The sequence below is a fragment of the Actinomycetota bacterium genome (genome assembly GCA_009923495.1).
Taxonomy (GTDB): Bacteria; Actinomycetota; Actinomycetes; order S36-B12; family UBA5976; genus UBA5976.
This window is the reverse complement of sequence record RFTJ01000003.1, coordinates 68,336-86,936: the sequence shown is the minus strand read 5'-3', so window position 1 is coordinate 86,936 and position 18,601 is coordinate 68,336. Positions and strand designations below refer to the sequence as shown.

Annotated in this window: 17 protein-coding genes; 16 read left to right on the top strand and 1 reads right to left on the bottom strand. The window is 48.7% G+C overall.

Features of this window, described 5'->3' with window-relative positions; all coding sequences use genetic code 11:
• Window position 1: 1 nt before the first annotated feature.
• A complete protein-coding gene (locus EBS36_02255) occupies window positions 2-1,033 on the bottom strand; it encodes a M23 family metallopeptidase (protein ID NBU31981.1) in 1,032 nt (343 codons plus the stop codon).
• A 170-nt stretch (window positions 1,034-1,203) separates the two neighbouring features.
• Between EBS36_02255 and EBS36_02250 the strand changes: the two genes are divergently transcribed.
• The 16 genes from EBS36_02250 (at window position 1,204) to EBS36_02175 (ending at window position 18,514) form a co-directional block, all read left to right on the top strand.
• The gene (locus EBS36_02250; protein ID NBU31980.1) at window positions 1,204-2,379 is read left to right on the top strand and encodes an ADP-forming succinate--CoA ligase subunit beta; all 1,176 of its coding nucleotides are present in this window, start codon (window positions 1,204-1,206) and stop codon (window positions 2,377-2,379) included.
• Window positions 2,380-2,386: 7 nt separating this feature from the next.
• Window positions 2,387-3,259, top strand: coding sequence for a succinate--CoA ligase subunit alpha (sucD, locus tag EBS36_02245; protein NBU31979.1), 873 nt, complete (start codon window positions 2,387-2,389; stop codon window positions 3,257-3,259).
• A 52-nt stretch (window positions 3,260-3,311) separates the two neighbouring features.
• Entirely contained in the window at window positions 3,312-4,598 is a 1,287-nt protein-coding gene (locus EBS36_02240; GenBank protein NBU31978.1) for a hypothetical protein, read from the top strand.
• A gap of 3 nt (window positions 4,599-4,601) precedes the next feature.
• Window positions 4,602-5,201, top strand: a complete 600-nt coding sequence (locus tag EBS36_02235) for a phosphoribosylglycinamide formyltransferase (protein ID NBU31977.1) — start codon at window positions 4,602-4,604, stop codon at window positions 5,199-5,201.
• Entirely contained in the window at window positions 5,198-6,751 is a 1,554-nt protein-coding gene (purH, locus tag EBS36_02230) for a bifunctional phosphoribosylaminoimidazolecarboxamide formyltransferase/IMP cyclohydrolase PurH (protein ID NBU31976.1), read from the top strand. Before EBS36_02235 ends, purH begins: the two co-directional genes overlap by 4 nt.
• Window positions 6,687-7,727 (top strand): DMT family transporter, encoded by a 1,041-nt coding sequence (locus tag EBS36_02225; protein NBU31975.1) that lies wholly within the window; start codon window positions 6,687-6,689, stop codon window positions 7,725-7,727. The genes purH and EBS36_02225 overlap by 65 nt, the downstream gene beginning before the upstream one ends.
• Window positions 7,724-7,996: a DUF3017 domain-containing protein gene (locus EBS36_02220; GenBank protein NBU31974.1), complete on the top strand. Its 273-nt coding sequence runs from the start codon at window positions 7,724-7,726 to the stop codon at window positions 7,994-7,996. Before EBS36_02225 ends, EBS36_02220 begins: the two co-directional genes overlap by 4 nt.
• Before the next feature lie 77 nt (window positions 7,997-8,073).
• Window positions 8,074-9,024 carry a malate dehydrogenase gene (gene mdh / locus EBS36_02215; GenBank protein NBU31973.1) on the top strand — a complete coding sequence of 317 codons (951 nt, stop codon included), beginning with the start codon at window positions 8,074-8,076 and terminating at the stop codon, window positions 9,022-9,024.
• Window positions 9,025-9,042: 18 nt separating this feature from the next.
• Window positions 9,043-10,260, top strand: a complete 1,218-nt coding sequence (locus EBS36_02210) for an NADP-dependent isocitrate dehydrogenase (GenBank protein NBU31972.1) — start codon at window positions 9,043-9,045, stop codon at window positions 10,258-10,260.
• Between the two features lie 3 nt (window positions 10,261-10,263).
• Complete coding sequence (locus EBS36_02205) at window positions 10,264-11,079, top strand: exodeoxyribonuclease III (protein NBU31971.1); 816 nt, start codon at window positions 10,264-10,266, stop codon at window positions 11,077-11,079.
• A 37-nt stretch (window positions 11,080-11,116) separates the two neighbouring features.
• Window positions 11,117-12,382, top strand: a complete 1,266-nt coding sequence (locus EBS36_02200; protein ID NBU31970.1) for an HlyC/CorC family transporter — start codon at window positions 11,117-11,119, stop codon at window positions 12,380-12,382.
• On the top strand, window positions 12,379-13,371 hold the full coding sequence (trpS, locus tag EBS36_02195) for a tryptophan--tRNA ligase (protein NBU31969.1): 993 nt from the start codon (window positions 12,379-12,381) through the stop codon (window positions 13,369-13,371). The genes EBS36_02200 and trpS overlap by 4 nt, the downstream gene beginning before the upstream one ends.
• Window positions 13,368-14,021, top strand: coding sequence for an HAD family hydrolase (locus EBS36_02190; protein NBU31968.1), 654 nt, complete (start codon window positions 13,368-13,370; stop codon window positions 14,019-14,021). Before trpS ends, EBS36_02190 begins: the two co-directional genes overlap by 4 nt.
• Window positions 14,022-14,033: 12 nt before the next feature.
• The gene (locus EBS36_02185) at window positions 14,034-15,221 is read left to right on the top strand and encodes an MFS transporter (GenBank protein ID NBU31967.1); all 1,188 of its coding nucleotides are present in this window, start codon (window positions 14,034-14,036) and stop codon (window positions 15,219-15,221) included.
• 258 nt (window positions 15,222-15,479) lie between these two features.
• Window positions 15,480-16,493, top strand: a complete 1,014-nt coding sequence (locus tag EBS36_02180) for an ABC transporter permease (protein ID NBU31966.1) — start codon at window positions 15,480-15,482, stop codon at window positions 16,491-16,493.
• A 92-nt stretch (window positions 16,494-16,585) separates the two neighbouring features.
• On the top strand, window positions 16,586-18,514 hold the full coding sequence (locus EBS36_02175) for a hypothetical protein (GenBank protein ID NBU31965.1): 1,929 nt from the start codon (window positions 16,586-16,588) through the stop codon (window positions 18,512-18,514).
• Window positions 18,515-18,601: the final 87 nt, after the last annotated feature.

The window sequence follows — 18,601 nt, the reverse complement described above, 5'->3', positions numbered from 1 at the left end:
TTTAACGTGAAGCGCCCCAAAGCCAAACAGCAGGATTAACGAAGCGACCGTTGAACAAAACTTCAAAGTGCAGGTGAGGGCCAGTAATGTTCCCAGTTGCGCCTGAAAGCCCAATGACATCGCCAGCAGAAACTACGCCGGAACTGCGTTGAATTCGTGATAAATGGTTGTATGTAACGATGTAACCATTTCCGCAATCAACCTCGATGCGGTTGCCATAGGCACCAGCCCAACCGGCATTTATGATTGTGCCACCAGCAGCTGCCCTGACAGGTGTGCCGCTAGGCACAACGAAATCAAGACCAGTGTGCCAGCCCGTAGACCAAATTCCACCACGTTGACCAAATCGAGCACTTAGTTCGTAGCCACCTTTAACTGGGCTTATGCGATCGGCAATCTGGCCGGAAGTAGGAATTGGTGCGTTGTAACTGCGCGTTGGCTGTCCAACTTCTTGCGGATAAGTTAGATTTCCAGATGTGCTGTACTGACTTTCGAGTTTCTGTTTAGCTTTCTTAGCCGCAACAAGGGCAGCAGCCTTACGCGCAGCCTGTGCGGCGGCAATCTGATTATCTAGTTCTTGCTGGGTGTCATCAACAATTGTCGTCAACTGATCGCTGTCAGCGGCAAAAGCCTTCAGGGTCTGTCGATCTAAAGTCGTCAACTCACCGCTGGAAGATGCTGTTAAATCCGGCTCGTTAGCGGCGGCATTTAGGGCATTGGCATCTGCGCTCACTCGAGTTTCACTTCGACTAGCAGCGCGTACTCGGCTTAAAACCGAGATCCGAACTGGAATTTTGGCTGCTCGAGAAAGCACCGTTTCATTTGCCGTTGCTTGGGCCAGGTTTACCGCAACTGTGTCATGCGGCTTGGCAATTGTGCTTCCGGCTGTTACTGCGGTTGTGCTTAATCCAGCCAAACCAAATAATGCGGTAATGCGGCCGTTGTTCTTTCGGCGCGCAGCGCGAGCGGAATGATGTCGCTGGGTAACTCTGCGACCCCGCTTTGCTGTACTCAAAAGAAATCCTTCCCACAATTCCTCCCTCTATTCTGCCCGATGAATTGACTAGCCAGAAATTCTGACCCGAATTTTGAGTAAATAGCGGGAATTCCTGGATTTTCCCAGAGCGGGGGTGACTTTGTCTTGCTGCCGGTGTAATGGGAAACTAGAGCAACACCAGTGACTTTTGGAAAGAGACCAATTTCGTGGATTTGTACGAATATCAAGCCAAAGAATTATTTGCTAATCACAATGTGCCGGTAGTCCCAGGAGTTGTTTGCACCACTTCAGAACAAGCAGTGTTAGCAGCACAGTCAATCGCCGACACAGTAGTTGTTAAAGCCCAAGTGAAAACGGGTGGGCGTGGCAAAGCAGGTGGCGTCAAGCTAGCCGCCTCGGCAACAGAAGCAGGCGAGCGAGCAAGTGAAATTCTCGGCTTGGACATCAAAGGTCATATCGTTGAGAAAGTTTTAGTAACCGCAGCAGCAGAAATTGTTGAAGAGTATTACGTTTCATTTCTATTAGATCGGTCCAATCGCACGTATCTGGCAATGGCCAGCGTAGAGGGCGGCATGGATATTGAAGAAGTGGCGGCCACCAAGCCTGAAGCCTTGGCAAAAATTCCAGTTGATGCTCTGATTGGTTGCACTAGCGAAAAGGCAGCTGAGATTGCCGACGCAGCCAAATTCCCGGCCGAGGTTCGCACCCAAGTGATTGCAATTCTGCAAGATCTTTGGCAGGTCTTAATGAAAGAGGACGCCACTCTTGTTGAAGTGAATCCGTTAGCCAAGATTGCCAACGGCCAAGTACTTGCGCTAGATGGAAAAGTAACCCTGGATGACAATGCTGCCTATCGCCATGACGCGCACGGTGAATTTGTTGATGAAGGAGCGGCCGACCCGATTGAACTGCGGGCAAAGTCACTTGATTTGAACTATGTAAAACTTCAAGGCCAAGTGGGCATCATTGGCAATGGTGCTGGCTTAGTAATGTCCACTCTGGATGTAGTCGCTTATGCGGGTGAAGAGTTTGGTGGCGTTAAGCCAGCTAACTTTTTGGACATCGGCGGTGGCGCCAGCGCGCAAGTGATGGCAAATGGTTTAGACATCGTTTTAGGTGACCCAGACGTGACTTCAGTATTTGTGAATGTATTCGGTGGCATCACAGCATGTGACGCTGTGGCAAATGGAATCGTGCAAGCGGTCCAGATGTTGGCAGATCGCGGGGAGCCAATCACAAAACCAATCGTGTGTCGCATAGATGGAAATAACGCAATTGAAGGACGACGAATCTTGGACGAATCAGGAATAAGTCTTATCGAACGTGTCGAGACTATGGATGAAGCTGCCCGCCGGGTTGCCCAACTAGCAGCAGGTAAGTAGGAGCACCATGTCAATTTTCTTAACTAGCGAAAGCAAAGTACTAGTCCAAGGCATGACCGGTGCCGAAGGAACCAAACACACTCGTCGAATGATTGCTAGCGGAACTAAAGTCGTCGCTGGCGTTACCCCTGGCAAGGGTGGGCAAGATGTAGACGGCATCCCAGTATTCAATTCAGTTAGTGAAGCAATTGCCGCAACAGGCGCAAATGTTTCGGTAGTTTTCGTGCCGCCGAAGTTCACCAAAGGTGCAGTAATTGAAGCCGTTGATGCTCAGATTCCACTTTGCGTTGTGATCACTGAAGGTGTACCTGTAAAAGATACCGCTGAGTTTTTTCAGTATGCCCAGAATTCAGGCACTACTCGAATTATCGGTCCGAACTGCCCAGGCGTAATCAGTCCTGGCCAGTCCAATGCCGGAATTATTCCCGGTGACATTACCAAGGCGGGGCGCATTGGTTTGGTTAGCAAGTCCGGAACCCTGACTTACCAGATGATGTTCGAGTTACGCGATCTCGGGTTTTCAACCTGCGTTGGCATTGGTGGCGATCCAATTATTGGTACAACTCACATTGATTGCTTAGCCGCATTTCAAGCCGATCCAGAAACCGACGTAATTGTGATGATTGGCGAGATTGGTGGCGATGCCGAAGAGCGAGCGGCAGCCTTCATCAGAGATAATGTCACAAAGCCAGTAGTTGGTTATGTTGCAGGTTTCACTGCGCCTGAAGGTAAGACAATGGGTCATGCGGGCGCCATTGTTTCCGGCTCAAGCGGCACTGCAGCTGCAAAACAGTTGGCGCTAGAGGCAGTCGGCGTGCAGGTTGGAAAAACTCCAAGCGAAACTGCCCGTTTAGTTCGTGATGTGCTCGCGGGCAACTAGTCACCGTGTCGGTGCTCGGTAACGCTTCAGATTCCTGCCACGATTCTTAACTGTGAGCAATCCTCAGACCAGACCGCCAACTAGGCAAACTAGGCAATGGCGGCGGCCGGTCATTGAGGATCACATTAAGTCACATCCAGCGCCGGTTGCATCGGCTATTGGCGCGGTAGCTGCTATCGCCTTTGGATTAATCGCGACCTTTTCGGTGATTATGGCCGCTTGGCTAATTGCAGCTCATGGCGACGAATCAGTAAATCAAGTGGCTGCTGCCAGTGCGATCGCGTGGCTTGGACTTCAGCTTGTCCCAGTAGCTATCAGTGGGCAAGTCATCGGCTTATTACCGTGGGGTTTCATTGCACTTGCCATTTACTTATTGTGGCGGTCAACCCAGTGGTCACTAAAAAGTGCTGATCCAAAAACAGCGCGTGAGTATTGGTCTGTAGCTGCACTGCTTTCCGGTTCTTACGCTGTAATAAATGGACTACTAGGACTACTTGCTTCATCTGATGGCCTACAAGTGAATCCAATCACCGTTTTGGTTAGGACGTTTTCGCTTGCTCTTCTGGTTACTGTGAGTTGTGTTTTAACTTATGCCCCAAGCAAGACAGTTCTCATAGATCGACTTCCAGAGAAATTTCGCGATGGCGTAAAGCCAGGCTTTGTGTGCTTTATGGCCATGATCTTAAGTGGCGCAGTTCTGTGCACGATTTCTTTAGTTGCACATTTCCAAGAGATGACCGCAGTAGCCAAGGTAATGGCGCCTCAATCATTTGATGCGTTTTTCTTGTTGCTACTGGGCATTGGCTATGTGCCAACTGCAGCCGTATGGTCCATGTCTTATCTTGCTGGCCCTGGCGTTGTAGTTGGCGGAACCGGCGTAGTTTCCATGTATCAAACAAATCCTGGTGCACTTCCAGCTTTCCCTTTACTTTCTGTACTGCCCAATACCGCACCTACTTGGGCACACTTTCTGATTGCGGTACCGGTTGTTGTCGGCATCCTGCTGTACCTGTTACTGCCCAGAGAGCCGTGGCAGACAGCGGGCCAAACAGCTCGATCGGTATTTGGACAAATTATTCGTCCTCGAGAATTCATCAGTCTCAGCGCTGCACTATCGGTAGTGGCATCCTGCACTTTCATCACTACCGTTGCTGCTAGCGGATCACTTGGAAACGAGTTGCTTAAATTTGTTGGGCCAAAACCACTTGAAGTGACAGTTGCCCTGACAGGAATTTTGGCAATCACAGTTGGTCTGCTAATTCTCATTCCCCGGCTACTGTTAGCAAGTCTGTATCTGTGGCAACACCGCAATGTGAATACTCAAGAATCTACAAAATAGAATATAGGAGTGTCTAAAACTCGAGTTGTTGTCCTTGCCTCGGGTTCTGGGACGCTTTTTCAAGCACTAATTGATCAGCAGTCTGAAATAGGCATCGAGCTCATCGCACTGGTGGTAGATAAAGACGTTCTAGCGGTTCAGCGGGCGATTGCCGCTGAAATTAGTGTGATCGAAGTTCCCATGCTTAGCGAACGTGCTGAATGGGACAGAGTTATGCAGTCCGTCCTGACTGACCTGAATCCTGACCTAATTGTTTCGGCAGGATTCATGCGAGTGTTGGGAGCAGAATTGGTGAACAAATTTTCTGGGCGACTAATCAACATTCATCCGGCATTATTGCCAGATTTTCCTGGCACACATGCAGTTCGCGACGCATTAGCGGCTGGCGCATCTAAGACTGGGTCAACCGTGCACTTTATTGACAGTGGAGTGGATACTGGACCGGTGATTGCGCAGTGTGCGGTTGAAATACTACCTAACGATGACGAAGAAACATTACATGAGCGGATTAAGCAAGTTGAGCGAGTTTTGTTAGTCGAAACTGTTAGACAAATCGCAAGCGGAAACATTTCATTAGTTGCCGGGAAGGTTGTGCGCGCATGAGTGACACCAGGAAAATTAAGCGAGCACTAATAAGTGTTTACGACAAAACAGGTCTTGCTGAATTGGCGCAAGGCTTGTACCAATCAGGCGTTGCCATTGTGTCAACGGGAAGCACGGCAGCCACGATTTCCGGACTTGGAATCCCAGTCACTCAAGTGCAAGAAGTGACTGGATTTGCTGAGTGCCTAGATGGTCGGGTCAAAACTTTGCATCCAAACATTCATGCGGGACTCCTTGCAGATCTTCGTGACCCATCACATCAAGAGCAACTTACGGATTTAAATATCGCTGCCTTCGAGTTGGTCGTCGTCAATCTCTATCCCTTCAACCAAACCGTTGCTTCGGGTGCGTCAATCGAAGAATGTATTGAGCAAATCGACATCGGTGGTCCCGCCATGGTTCGAGGAAGCGCCAAGAATCATGCAAATGTCGCAATTGTGGTGGATCCCGCTAATTATTCAAAAGTGCTCTCGGCGGCAAAGGCCGATGGTTTTACTCATGCCCAGCGCCTAGAGTTAGCAGCCCAAGCATTTCGACATGTGGCCAGCTATGACGTGGCCGTTGCATCCTGGCTTAGTGAGCTTTCGGATAGCGCCAGTGGTTTCCCAGCCTGGGTTGGCTCAATTTATGAACAAACTGCCAGCTTGCGATACGGCGAAAACCCGCATCAAAAGGCGGCGCTCTACAGTTCGACTACCGGGCCAGCAGGCATAGCACAGTCCGAACAATTACATGGCAAAGAGATGTCTTACAACAACTATGTAGATGCGGATGCTGCTCGTCGCGCCGTTTATGATTTCCTCGAACCAGCAGTAGCAATTATTAAGCACGCAAATCCATGTGGTCTTGCAATCGGTTCAGACATAGCACAGGCTTATCAGCGCGCCCATGCTACTGATCCCACCTCTGCCTTTGGTGGAGTAATCGCGACGAATCGGCCCGTGACCAAAGCGATGGCCGAATCGGTAGTAGAAATATTCACCGAAGTAATTTGTGCTCCTGATTTTGATCAAGAGGCGTTGGTGATTTTGCAAACTAAACCAAATCTGCGGCTCTTGAAAACCGCTCCGGTAACGCAGTCAGAGGCAATTGAAACTAGGCCGATTTCTGGTGGCCTTTTGCGACAAACTAAAGACGTTTTTCAAGCTGACGGTGACAACCCAGAAAACTGGCAACTAGTGGCTGGCCCGGCCGCGCAAGCTAATATTTTGTCGGACTTAGTATTTGCTTGGCATGCAGTTCGGTGCGTTAAGTCAAATGCAATTCTGCTGGCAAGTTCAGGGGCGGCGGTTGGCATTGGCATGGGACAAGTTAATCGCGTTGATTCTGCCAGACTTGCAGTATCTCGTGCCGCAGAGCGAGTAGTAGGTAGTGTTGCGGCCTCAGACGCATTCTTCCCATTTGCCGATGGCTTACAAGTTTTACTCGAGGCCGGAGTAAAGGCTGTAGTTGCACCAGGCGGATCAGTTCGCGACGAAGAAGTAATTGCAGCGGCAAATAGTGCGGGGATCACAATGTACTTTACGGGAACACGCCATTTCTTCCACTAATACATCAAGTGAATCAATTGCCCCCAAAATCAACCTTTGGCATGTCTTAATCGGATTTGTGATTGCCTGCTTTAATGCAACGCAATCACGAGTTAACGGCGAACTAGGTCATGTCGTAAGCAATGGAGTAGTTGCTGCGCTGTGTTCTTTTGCTTCAGGATGGCTAGTTCTCATTTTGATTTCGGTCCTTGTGCCTGCTGTGCGCCGAGCCTTTTTAGCAATTCCAACACTGGTGCGAACTGGCCAGCTGAAATGGTGGCAGTGTATCGGGGGAATGGCAGGTGCAACCTACGTAATCGGACAGGGGTCAGTTGTTCCTGTTGTGGGTGTTGCCATCTTTACAATTTCAGTAGTAGCCGGACAGACCACGTCTTCGCTATTGGTGGACAAGTATGGATTAGGACCAGCTGGCCCTAAGTCCATTACTTGGATCCGAATATTGGCAGCAATCATTGCTATTGCTGGAGTTGCAATTTCGGTCACGGGCCGTGATCATTCGGGAAATTTCTCGCTACCGCTTGTGCTGTACGCATTTGCAACCGGCCTGGTAACGGCTGCGCAATATGCCCTGAATGGACGAGTTGCAGTGGCAACTAGCCAACCGCTTGCCACAACGCTGTTGAATTTCACAATGGGGACTTTTCTACTACTGCTTGTGCTGTTCATAATGCACTTGTTTCAATTTGGCTCGTTTAAAACTCCGCCGTCACCCTTGGCCAGCCCATGGCTTTATAGCGGTGGAATCATTGGAATCATATTTATTGTTTCGGCGTCAATTCTTGTACGCAGTTTAGGTGTTTTAGTGTTTGCACTTGTCTCGGTGGTTGGCAACCTAACCGGCGCATTATTGCTTGATCTAATTTGGCCTGCACCTGGTTCGCAAGTTGGTGTCCAGATTGTCTTAGGCGTAGCGGTAACTGCGATGGCTGTTATTGTTGCCTCATTACCAACTCGAGAAAGAGCTAGCGGCGTATGAAGTCACAAGTGCAGCGACAATGGCCACTATTTAGTGTTTACGCCCTATTCGCACTTGGCCTCCTAGCCCTGAATTGGGTCAACTTTCGAATTGGCGCAGCCCTGCTCTCCTTGACCATTCTTTACGCTGCGGTTTTGCGCTGGCGGCTAACCGACAGCGCGGCTGGTTGGCTACGCGTTCGACGCCGCAGAATCGACTTAGTTGTCTTGGCTACCTTGGGGTTTGCCTTGCTCACATTGGCTCTAGCCTTGCCGGCACATCAGCTTTAGGGTGGCGAAAACTGTACCAATTTAACGCAGTAGACTAAAAGTATCTTGATATCGAGACACTTTACGGAGTCCAAATTATGGGTAGCAAAGTCACTGTAGTCGGTGCTGGTTTTTATGGTTCGACCACTGCACAACGTATCGCTGAATACAACCTTGTCGATGAGGTCGTACTTACTGACATTCTTGATGGCAAGCCAGAAGGCTTAGCCCTTGATCTAAATCAATCTCGGTCTATTGAAGGCTTTGAGACAAAAATCATTGGTCAAACAACAACAGTTGATGGTGCAGGCTACGAAGCCATTGCTGGATCCGATGTTGTAATTATCACTGCAGGTTTACCGCGCAAGCCAGGCATGAGCCGAATGGACTTAATTGAAACAAATGCGAAAATTGTCCGCAATGTTGCAGAGAATGTCGCAAAGCATGCTCCTGAAGCAGTTGTCATTGTGGTTTCTAATCCGCTTGACGAGATGACGGCGCTAGCACAAATTGCTACAGCATTTCCTAAGAATCGAGTAATGGGACAAGCTGGCATGCTTGACACGGCCCGCTTCACAAATTTTGTTGCTGAAGAACTAAATGTTCCAATTTCCTCGGTTAGCACCTTAACCTTGGGTTCGCATGGCGACACTATGGTGCCAGTCCCATCGCGGTGCACGGTCGGCGGCCAACCACTTAGCAAGTTGCTACCGGCCGAAAAAATTGACGAGCTTGTAGTGCGAACTCGAAACGGTGGCGCGGAAGTTGTCGCGCTGCTAAAAACCGGTTCGGCTTACTATGCACCTTCTGCTGCTGCGGCGCGAATGGCCAAAGCCGTTATTGAAGATTCTGGTGCAGTTTTGCCCGTTTGCGCTTGGGTAGATGGCGAATACGGCATTAGCGGTGTTTATTTGGGCGTTGAGGCTGAAATCGGTAAAACTGGCGTTCGGCGGGTAGTTGAAACCGAACTCACTGCCGATGAATTGGAAAGTTTGAAAGCGGCCGCCCTGGCAGTTCGCGAAAAACAAGCAGATGTTAAAGATCTTTAAGAAAACGAGGAAATTTAGATGGCGAAAATAAAAGTCAAAGGTACAGTTGTTGAACTCGATGGCGATGAAATGACTCGCATCATTTGGCAGTTCATAAAAGATCAATTAATCCTTCCGTACCTTGATGTGGACCTAGAGTATTACGACTTATCAATTGAAAATCGAGATGCTACCGACGACCAAGTAACCATTGATTCTGCCAATGCGATCAAGAAGCATGGTGTTGGAGTTAAGTGTGCGACCATTACACCGGACGAAGCTCGGGTTGAAGAATTTGGACTGAAAAAGATGTGGAAGTCGCCAAACGGGACTATCCGCAACATTCTTGGCGGAGTTATTTTCCGCGAGCCAATCATCATTAGTAATGTACCTCGCCTAGTTCCACACTGGACTAAGCCGATTGTGATTGGCCGCCATGCTTTTGGGGATCAGTATCGAGCAACAGACCTAGTCATTCCTGGTGAAGGAACATTGACCTTGACTTACACACCAAAAGATGGCAGCGAGCCGATGGAAATCAATGTTTTTGATTTCCCTGGTGGTGGAGTAGCCATGGCGATGTACAACTTGGACGAGTCAATTCGCGATTTTGCTCGAGCATCGTTCTCGTATGGGTTGTCGCGCAACTTCCCAGTGTTCATGTCAACTAAGAACACGATTTTGAAAGCTTATGATGGTCGCTTCAAAGATATTTTCCAAGAAATTTTTGATGCTGAATTTAAGGCACGATTTGATCAAGCTGGTCTGACATACGAACACCGTTTGATTGACGACATGGTGGCTTGTGCTTTGCGTTGGGACGGCGGTTATGTGTGGGCGTGCAAGAACTACGATGGCGATGTCCAAAGCGATACGGTTGCACAGGGCTATGGTTCTTTAGGACTTATGACCAGCGTACTAATGTCACCAGATGGTCGCACTGTTGAAGCAGAAGCAGCGCATGGAACTGTAACTCGTCATTACCGGCAACATCAGCAGGGTAAGCCAACCTCCACTAATCCAATCGCCTCAATATTTGCCTGGACCCAAGGATTAGCACACCGAGGAACACTAGATGGCACTCCAGAAGTAACTGAGTTCGCACAAACCCTTGAACGCATTTGTGTCGAAACTGTTGAAAGTGGCCAGATGACAAAGGATCTTGCAATTCTCATTTCGCCCGACCAACCTTGGTTGACCACTGAAGAATTTCTAGTCGCAATCGATGACAACTTGCAGAAAGCAATGAACGCGTAATTCATGCTTAAGGTACTGACAGTAAATGTCAATGGTGTCCGAGCCGCAGCTAAGCGAGGTGGTTTTGCCTGGCTACGCAAACGAGTCCAAGCTGGTGAAATTGATGTAGTTTGCCTGCAAGAAGTGCGAGCAACTACAGAACAGTTACATGAAGTCCTAAATACTGAAGGCTTGGCTGATTTATTTGTCGCACATGATTCAAGTTTGCGCTTGGGCCACGCTGGAGTTGCGATTTTAAGCACCTTCCCGCTAAGTAATGTCAAACAGGGAATCGGCGTAAAAGAATTTGCTGGCACCGGTCGCTGGGTGCAAGGACAAATCGAAACCCCTTCGGGCCCGCTAACAATTGCCTCGGTGTACGTACATGCAGGCGATGCTGAAAAGCCAGTCCAACAGGAAAAGTACCGATTCCTTGATGCGATGACCAAGCACTTGGCAAAGTGGGAAAAATCTGGCGAGATGTTCTTGGCCAGTGGTGACTTAAATGTCGCTCATCGTGAAGCCGACCTAAAGAATTGGAAGGGCAACCTAAATAATGCTGGATTCCTGCCTCAAGAGCGAGCCTACTTTGATAAGTGGTTCGACAAAATTGGAATTACAGATTTGGGGAGAAACCACGCTGGAGATGTCGTCGGGCCATACACTTGGTGGTCCTGGCGAGGACAAGCTTTTGATAACAACGCCGGCTGGCGCATTGATTATCATTTGGCAACTAGCCCAGTTGCAGCACAATGTATTGATGTTGCAGTGCATCGCGCGCCAGATTATGACTCCAGATGGAGCGATCATGCCCCGGTGTGCGCAACATTTAACTTGTAGAGTGTGAAGTGTGAGCAAGTTTCTAACACCACTAGGTATGGTGTTGCTCTTTTCGATAATCGGAGCGATTTTTGCCGCGGCCGAAACTGCTCTGATCTCACTTCGCGAAAGTCAAGTTAAAAAGCTCAGTGCCAACAACGGGCGCAAAGGCAAGCGTCTTGAGGGACTGGTCAAGAACCCCAATCGCTTCTTAGCGGCTGGCCAAGTTGCGATTACCCTAACTGGCTTCTTCGCTGCAGCTTACGGTGAAAAACGGTTCGCTCCCTTATTGACTCCAGTGCTTGAGCGTTGGGGACTATCCAAAGGAACTTCCGAGATCGTCGCATTCATTGGCTGCACAGTGTTTGTTGCCTACATCGCCTTAGTAGTTGCCGAACTGACACCTAAGCGGCTTGCTTTACAACATGCCGAGCGCTATTCATTATTGCTTTCCGCACCACTTGATTTCATTGCCAAAATTTTCCGACCGTTCATAGTCTTACTTTCTATTTCCACCAATTTTCTAGTGCGTATTTTTGGTGGCGATCCGCGAGCTGGTAAAGAGCAGATCAGCGGCGAAGAGCTCAGGGGAATGGTTGCTTCACACGAAGAACTAACTACAGCGGAACGCGAATTGATTGATGATGTCTTTGACGCTGGCGATAAGGAGATTCGCGAGATCATGATTCCGCGAACTGAAGTTGAATTTTTAGATGCAGACTTACCGGTATTTAAAGCTGCCAAACTCGTTTCTGATTTGCCGCACTCCAGATACCCAGTATTTGATAGTTCTCATGATGATGTAGTTGGCTTTGTTCATGTGCGAGACATTCTCAATCCGGATGTTCGCGAGCGTTCATTGCGACTGGGCGAGTTAGTGCGCAACATTGCTAGATTGCCAGGAAGTAAGCATGTGATACCGGCTCTTTCGGATATGCGCTCGACTGGTTCCCACATGGCACTAGTCGTTGATGAATATGGTGGCACCGCAGGAATCATCACGCTTGAAGACCTAGTTGAAGAATTAATTGGCGACATTCGTGATGAATATGACACCGACGAATCTGAAGGTGTTATTCCTGTTGGTCACGAGGTAATTGTCGATGGCCTGCTGAATCTTGCCGATTTTGCCGACGAAACTTATCTTGAGTTACCTGATGGCCCCTACGAAACTGCCGGTGGATTCATAGCAGCTGGACTTGGTCGTATTCCGAAAGTTGGTGACGAGATTTCGATTCCCGGTGCAAATCTGACAGTGACCGAAATGGATGGCCGCCGGGTATCGCGCATCCGAGTGCTACGAACTGACACAATAGGACAATGAGTAAGCGCGTCCTATCCGGTATTCAGCCAACCTCAGACAGTTTTCACATCGGCAACCATTTAGGCGCGCTCCAAAACTGGGTAAAGATGCAAGCAGAGTTCGACTGCTTCTATTTCATTGCGGATTTACATGCAATCACAGTTGATCAAGATCCGGACCGCTTGCGCGAACGAACACTAAAGGCGTACGCCCAATTGATTGCCCTAGGCGTTGATCCGGAAAAGTCAGTTTTGTTTGTGCAAAGCCAAGTTCCAGAGCACGCCCAGCTGATGTGGGTGATGTCCTGCTTAACGGGTATCGGCGAAGCAAACCGAATGACCCAATTCAAGGACAAAGTCGCTAAAGGTGGATCCACTTCTGCGTCAGTTGGCTTGCTGACCTATCCAATCTTGCAGTCTGCGGACATCCTGCTTTACCAAGCAGATGCAGTTCCAGTTGGCGAGGACCAACGGCAACATCTTGAATTAACTCGAGATTTAGCAATCCGCTTCAATAGTCGCTACGGTCAAATTTTTACCGTGCCTGAGCCTCACATTGTGAAGGCAACGGCAAAAATACAAGACCTGCAAGAGCCAACTGCAAAGATGAGCAAGTCTGCGCCAACTGGGTGCATTAATTTATTAGATCCGCTCAAGATCACCGAGAAGAAAATCAAATCTGCGGTTACAGACTCAGATTCAGTCGTTGCCTTTGATCCGGCAAAAAAAGCCGGCGTTTCTAATTTGCTCACAATTTTGTCGGCCTACACCAATACTGACGTCAATGATTTGGTTACTAGCTTTGCCGGACGAATGTATGGAGATTTGAAAAAGGAAACCGCTGATGCTGTATTGGCATTTACTGAGCCATTTCAAGCAAGAGTCAATGAGCTATTGGCTGATCAAGGTGAACTAATTCGACTGATGCGAAATGGTGCGCAGCAAGCTAGGGAAGTATCAGCGCAAACTTTGGCTGCGGTTTATGAAAAAATCGGTTTTAGTTCAACGTGAAATGGCAAATAGTCCTATTTGATTTAGACGGAACTTTAACTGAGTCGGGTCCTGGGGTGACAAACGGGCTAATCAAAGTATTTGAAGCATTTGATATCCCTATCCCAACTGAATCAGAAATTCGCAAATATTTGGGCCCACCTCTAAGTGATTCATTTGCAAAATTTGCAGGACTACGTGGGGCTGACTTGGATCGGGCAATTCAGATTTATCGTGATTATTACCGTGAAATTGGCCGATTTGAAAATTCGGTTTTTGCAGATATTCCACAATTACTCAACCAATTAACGCACGCGGGCAAACAGCTAGCTGTTGCAACTTCTAAGTTTGATCAGTCCGCCCAGAGCATCCTTGAGCATTTCGAATTGTCAAAGCATTTCCAAGTGATAGCAGGCGCTGATGAGCACGGGCACTTGCGGGGCACCAAAGCCAAAGTAATCGCTCATGCAATTACAGAGCTAGGGGTAACTGACCTGAATTCCGCAGTAATGATTGGCGACCGGGAACATGATATCCACGGTGCAAACGAACATCAGATAGAAAGTATTGGCGTGCTCTGGGGTTACGGAGATGCAGTCGAATTAAGTTCGGCAGGCGCTACTCACATTGTTAGCAATGTTAACGAGTTGTCTGAACTGCTACTCGGCTAGGCGACTTGATATATGACTCAGACAAAGTTTGTCCGCGACAAGCCAACATTAATTTCCTATGCCCAAGCATCCTGTTTTGGCTGGCTAATTTTTGGCTCTGGTCCAGCGATTATATTTCTGCGTGATGATTTAGGACTGACAAGGGCAATGGCATCAGTACACAGTCTGGGCATGTCTATTGGTGGTGTTTTAGCTGGACTAAGCGCTCAAAAACTGATTCATAGAATTGGCCGTGGCAGGTTGCTTCGCTGGGCATCTTTGGTTCTAGCAAGTGGCATCTTACTCTTTACCATTGGGCGAGTTGTGCCGGTAACCATCCTTGGTTTCACGCTTTGTTTTCTCGGCGGAGTAACTATTGTGCAAAGCACAGCGGCGTTTTTAAGTCATCACCAAAGCAAATACGCTTCGGCTGCAATTTCCGAGCTGCATGGAATTGCAGCGGGATTCGGTTTGCTTTCGCCAGTCATAATCGGTTTGTGCGTCACCTATGGTTTTGGTTGGCGCATTGGCATGGCGTTAGCAGCGGGTGCAACACTAGTTGTTGAAATTGTTAGAGGTCGAAGCACCGATGTTTACGGATTGCCATTTGCTGACGATGAGTCATCAATCGGCCATGATTTACCCGGCCCGTTGCCTAGAGCTTTTTGGTGGGCTGCTGTTGCCATGATTTGCACATCAGGAGTTGAATACGCAGTTTTACTTTGGTCTAGCGACTTTTTACGCACCAATGGCGGCTTTGCCAAAGGCGCTTCTGCAATTGCTCTTGGCTGTGTAGTTGGGACTATGGCAGTAGGCAGAATTCTGGGTTCGCTGGTTACTCGACGTTTCTCATCAGAGCATCTCTACCTAGGCTCGTTAGTTTTGGCACTCTTGGGTTTCATTGGTTTCTGGCAGAGCACTCAACCTGGCCTATTGATCACGCTACTAGCTCTCACCGGTCTTGGCCTGTCGTTACATTTCCCATTTGGTATCGAACGGGCAATTAAAGTAAGTGCAGGTCGCGCTGATCGAGCAACAACTCGAATCGCTATTGCCACCGCAATTTCCAGCGGCATTGCCCCTTTTTCAATTGGCTTGTTGGCGGATCATGTTGGGGTTGCTAAGGCGTTTCTGGTCGTGCCAACTGCTTTGGCAGTGGCAATTATTGCGGTAGGGCTCAATCCAGTTAGGGTGTCTGCGTCCCCAAATTCCCAAATTTAATCCAATTTTTCGGATTTAAATGCCTGAAAAACCAGATAATACTGGGAATTTCGGGTGCTAGCGGGGCAGGTTAGCCCTCAAAACCCTGAAAACTAACGGTTTTCACCAAAATTTGTGACTAAAGTGCCCGAATTTAAAATTTTCCTTATTTGTGGTGCTAGTGATGCGATTTAGGCGTAACCTACCTCTATCAGAAAAGTGTAAGCAGATGTTGTTGTTGCAGTAGAGGTTTGACTGTGACATGGGGAAGGAAACTCTGTGGCCAAAGGCAGGCGTCGCAATGTCGCAACGATTGAAGCTCCTGAACAGGGAGCGGTAGTCGGTCGTACTCTTCGCGAACTTGCCTGGATGCGTATCAAGCGTGACTGGGTTGCACGCATTTGCATGTCAATTCTTTTATTTATCGTTATTGTCGCTTTGTTAGCTGGACCAATCTGTGCATTCTTTGGCGTAGACGCAGTAACGGGTCACCCAGAACTCATCGAAGCCAATGGTTCCAGCCTTCCGCTGGGTCGATTTGGTGGCGCATCTTGGGATCACCCATTAGGCATTGAACCAGGTTTTGGTCGAGATGTAATGGCCCGCTTATTAGCAGGCGCGCGCACCTCTTTGTTGATTGCTACTGTTGCAACCACAATCTCTATTTCTATGGGCGTGGTAATTGGTGTTTTTGCCGGCAACTTGCGAGGCCGCGCTGATGCATTGATGAGCCGCTTCATCGACTTGATGCTCGCATTCCCAGTTCTTCTACTAATCCTGTCGACTTCACCAATCTTGAATCGCGAAATGCGCACCTTCTTTGGGCAATTTAATTGGGATAACGATACGACTAATCACTGGGCAAATGTCACCATGCTGATCCTGATGCTCTCCGTATTTAGTTGGCCTTACCTTGCGCGAATTATTCGGGGACAGGTGTTATCACTGCGCGAACGTGAATTTGTCGAGGCAGCTATTTCATTAGGTGCATCGAACCGAACAATTTTGTTCCGTGAATTGTTGCCAAACTTATTGGGGCCAATCATCGTTTTTACGACCCTGTCTTTCCCAGGCGTAATTGCAGCCGAAGCGGGTTTGGCCTACCTGGGTATTTCGGTTCAAGAGCCTGATGCCTCATGGGGCAAGATTTTGACCTATTCCCTAACGTACTTTATTCAAGACCCGACATATTTTGTAATTCCGCTAACGCTCTTAATTGCAGTGGTTTTGTCATTTAATCTCTTGGGCGATGCGCTTCGCGACGCTCTTGATCCGCGGGCAGCGCGGAACTAAAAAGGTTTCTGTGGGGCACCGTGTCGCACAGAAGTTAACTCGAAAGAGTTAAAAAACAGATTCTCGAATCTGTCGAAAACGGAGGAAAACTGATGAAAAAATCATCACTCATTCGCTTGGGTGTTGGTACTGCCTCAGTTGCAATGCTCGTGAGTACGCTCATCGGCGGTGCAACTAGCAGTACAGCAACAGCCAGCCAAGGTGGGACGCTATACATTCTCACAAATTCTGATCACATTGCGCACCTTGATCCACAGCGCAATTACACGGGTGAGGACATGGCCTTTACTCAGGCATTCCTAACCCGCACCTTAACCCAGTACACCTACAGCACTAATCCTGTTACTGCTAACAAGATTATTCCAGATGCTGCAATCAATACTGGTACCAAATCAAATGGCGCAAAGACTTGGGCATTCAAGTTGCGCAAGGGCATCAAATGGCAAGATGGCTCGACTGTAACCTGTGCTGACTTCAAGTACGGTGTTGCTCGTCGATTCAGCAAAGGCATCACTGGTGGACCTTCGTACTCAATTCAGTACTTGGACATCCCATCAGGTCCTTATGGATATGGTTCGGCTTACCCAGGTGTATACGATCGCCCAGCAACTGCTGCACACCCAGAGTTTGGTGACATTATTGAACCTACTGCGGCTCAGACAGCTCTTTTCGATAAGGCTGTTAAATGTACCGGTAGCCCAACATCAAGTGCTGGCGAAACCATCACATTCAATCTAAAGCAGCCAGTCCCAGACTTTAATGGTGCGACAACTCTTCAGGAGTTCTCAGCAGTTCAAAGGTCAAAGGACACCGGTTCACTTTATGACCAGGATGTTCAGTCAAACGGCCCTTACAAGATTAGCGAACTCAATGCAGACAATCTGATTTTGGTTCGCAATCCAAACTGGGCACAGGCGACTGACCCAACTCGTCCAGCTTACCCAGACGTAATCCAAATGGATTTCAATGTTGATCCACAGGTTATCACTGAGCGTCTGATGGCAAACCAAGGCAATGATAGGTATGCAGTATCAGCTGACGGCATTTACCCAACGTATTTGTCTCAGGTCATGGCACCAGGATCAGAGTATGCTTCACGCAAGATCACTGGCTTTGATCCGTATGTCTCATACACAGCCATCAACACTTCACACATCACCAGCTTGGCAAAGCGCAAGGCGATTTTGGCTGCCTGGCCACGCCAGACCACTCGCCAGATTGGTGGCGGTGATTACGCTGGTTCATATGCTGACGGTGTTATCAAGCCTTCAATGGGTCAGGACTACAGTCCTACCAACATTTGGGGTTACAACACTTCACGAGTAATTACTCCTGCTCGACCAGCCGTTTTGGCTCGTAAAGTTGGCACAAAGTATTACTGTGGAACCACAGTGCGCTCACTAGGTTACGTATGTACTCCTGCAACCGCAGCGGTAATCCAGGTAACGCCACATCCAGGCGCTCTTGGTTATGTAATTCCAGACAACGGAGACTGTGATATCGCTAAGGCAATCTTGGGCAACACAAATCCAGGTTCGTTGACATGGGATTACTACGACAGTGGAACCCCACTAGCGGCCCAGTCGGCAGCTGCTGTGAAGCAGGCTTTGGAATGTGCTGGCTTTGAAGTAACCCTAAATGGTATTCAGGATGCTGGTGATTACTACGACACCATCTTGACTCCTGACACCCAGGGCGACTTGTCAAATGCTGGTTGGGGACCTGACTGGTCAAATGCGTCAACGGTTATTCCACCGTTGTTCACTGAGGCTGGCGGTTTCGACCTGTCGCATTACACCGATCAAGATTTCCAAGATCGGATTGTTGCGGCGTCGACCACAATTGCTCGTGCCTTGCAGGCTAAGCGCTGGCAAGACCTGAACAAGGAAGTTGTCGCTCAGGCACTCGTAAGGCCGGGACTATTCTCTGCTGTACAGCGCCTACAGGGTTCGCTTGTGAAGAACGCTTACATCTGGGCTCCATATGGTTCATACCCATACGGCCAGCTAGCAGTTCAGTAATAACGAACTAAAGTGTGGGCAGGCACTTCGGTGTCTGCCCACACACTTGCCCTGTACCCTTTGGTTGGGGCAGTAAATTAAAACCAG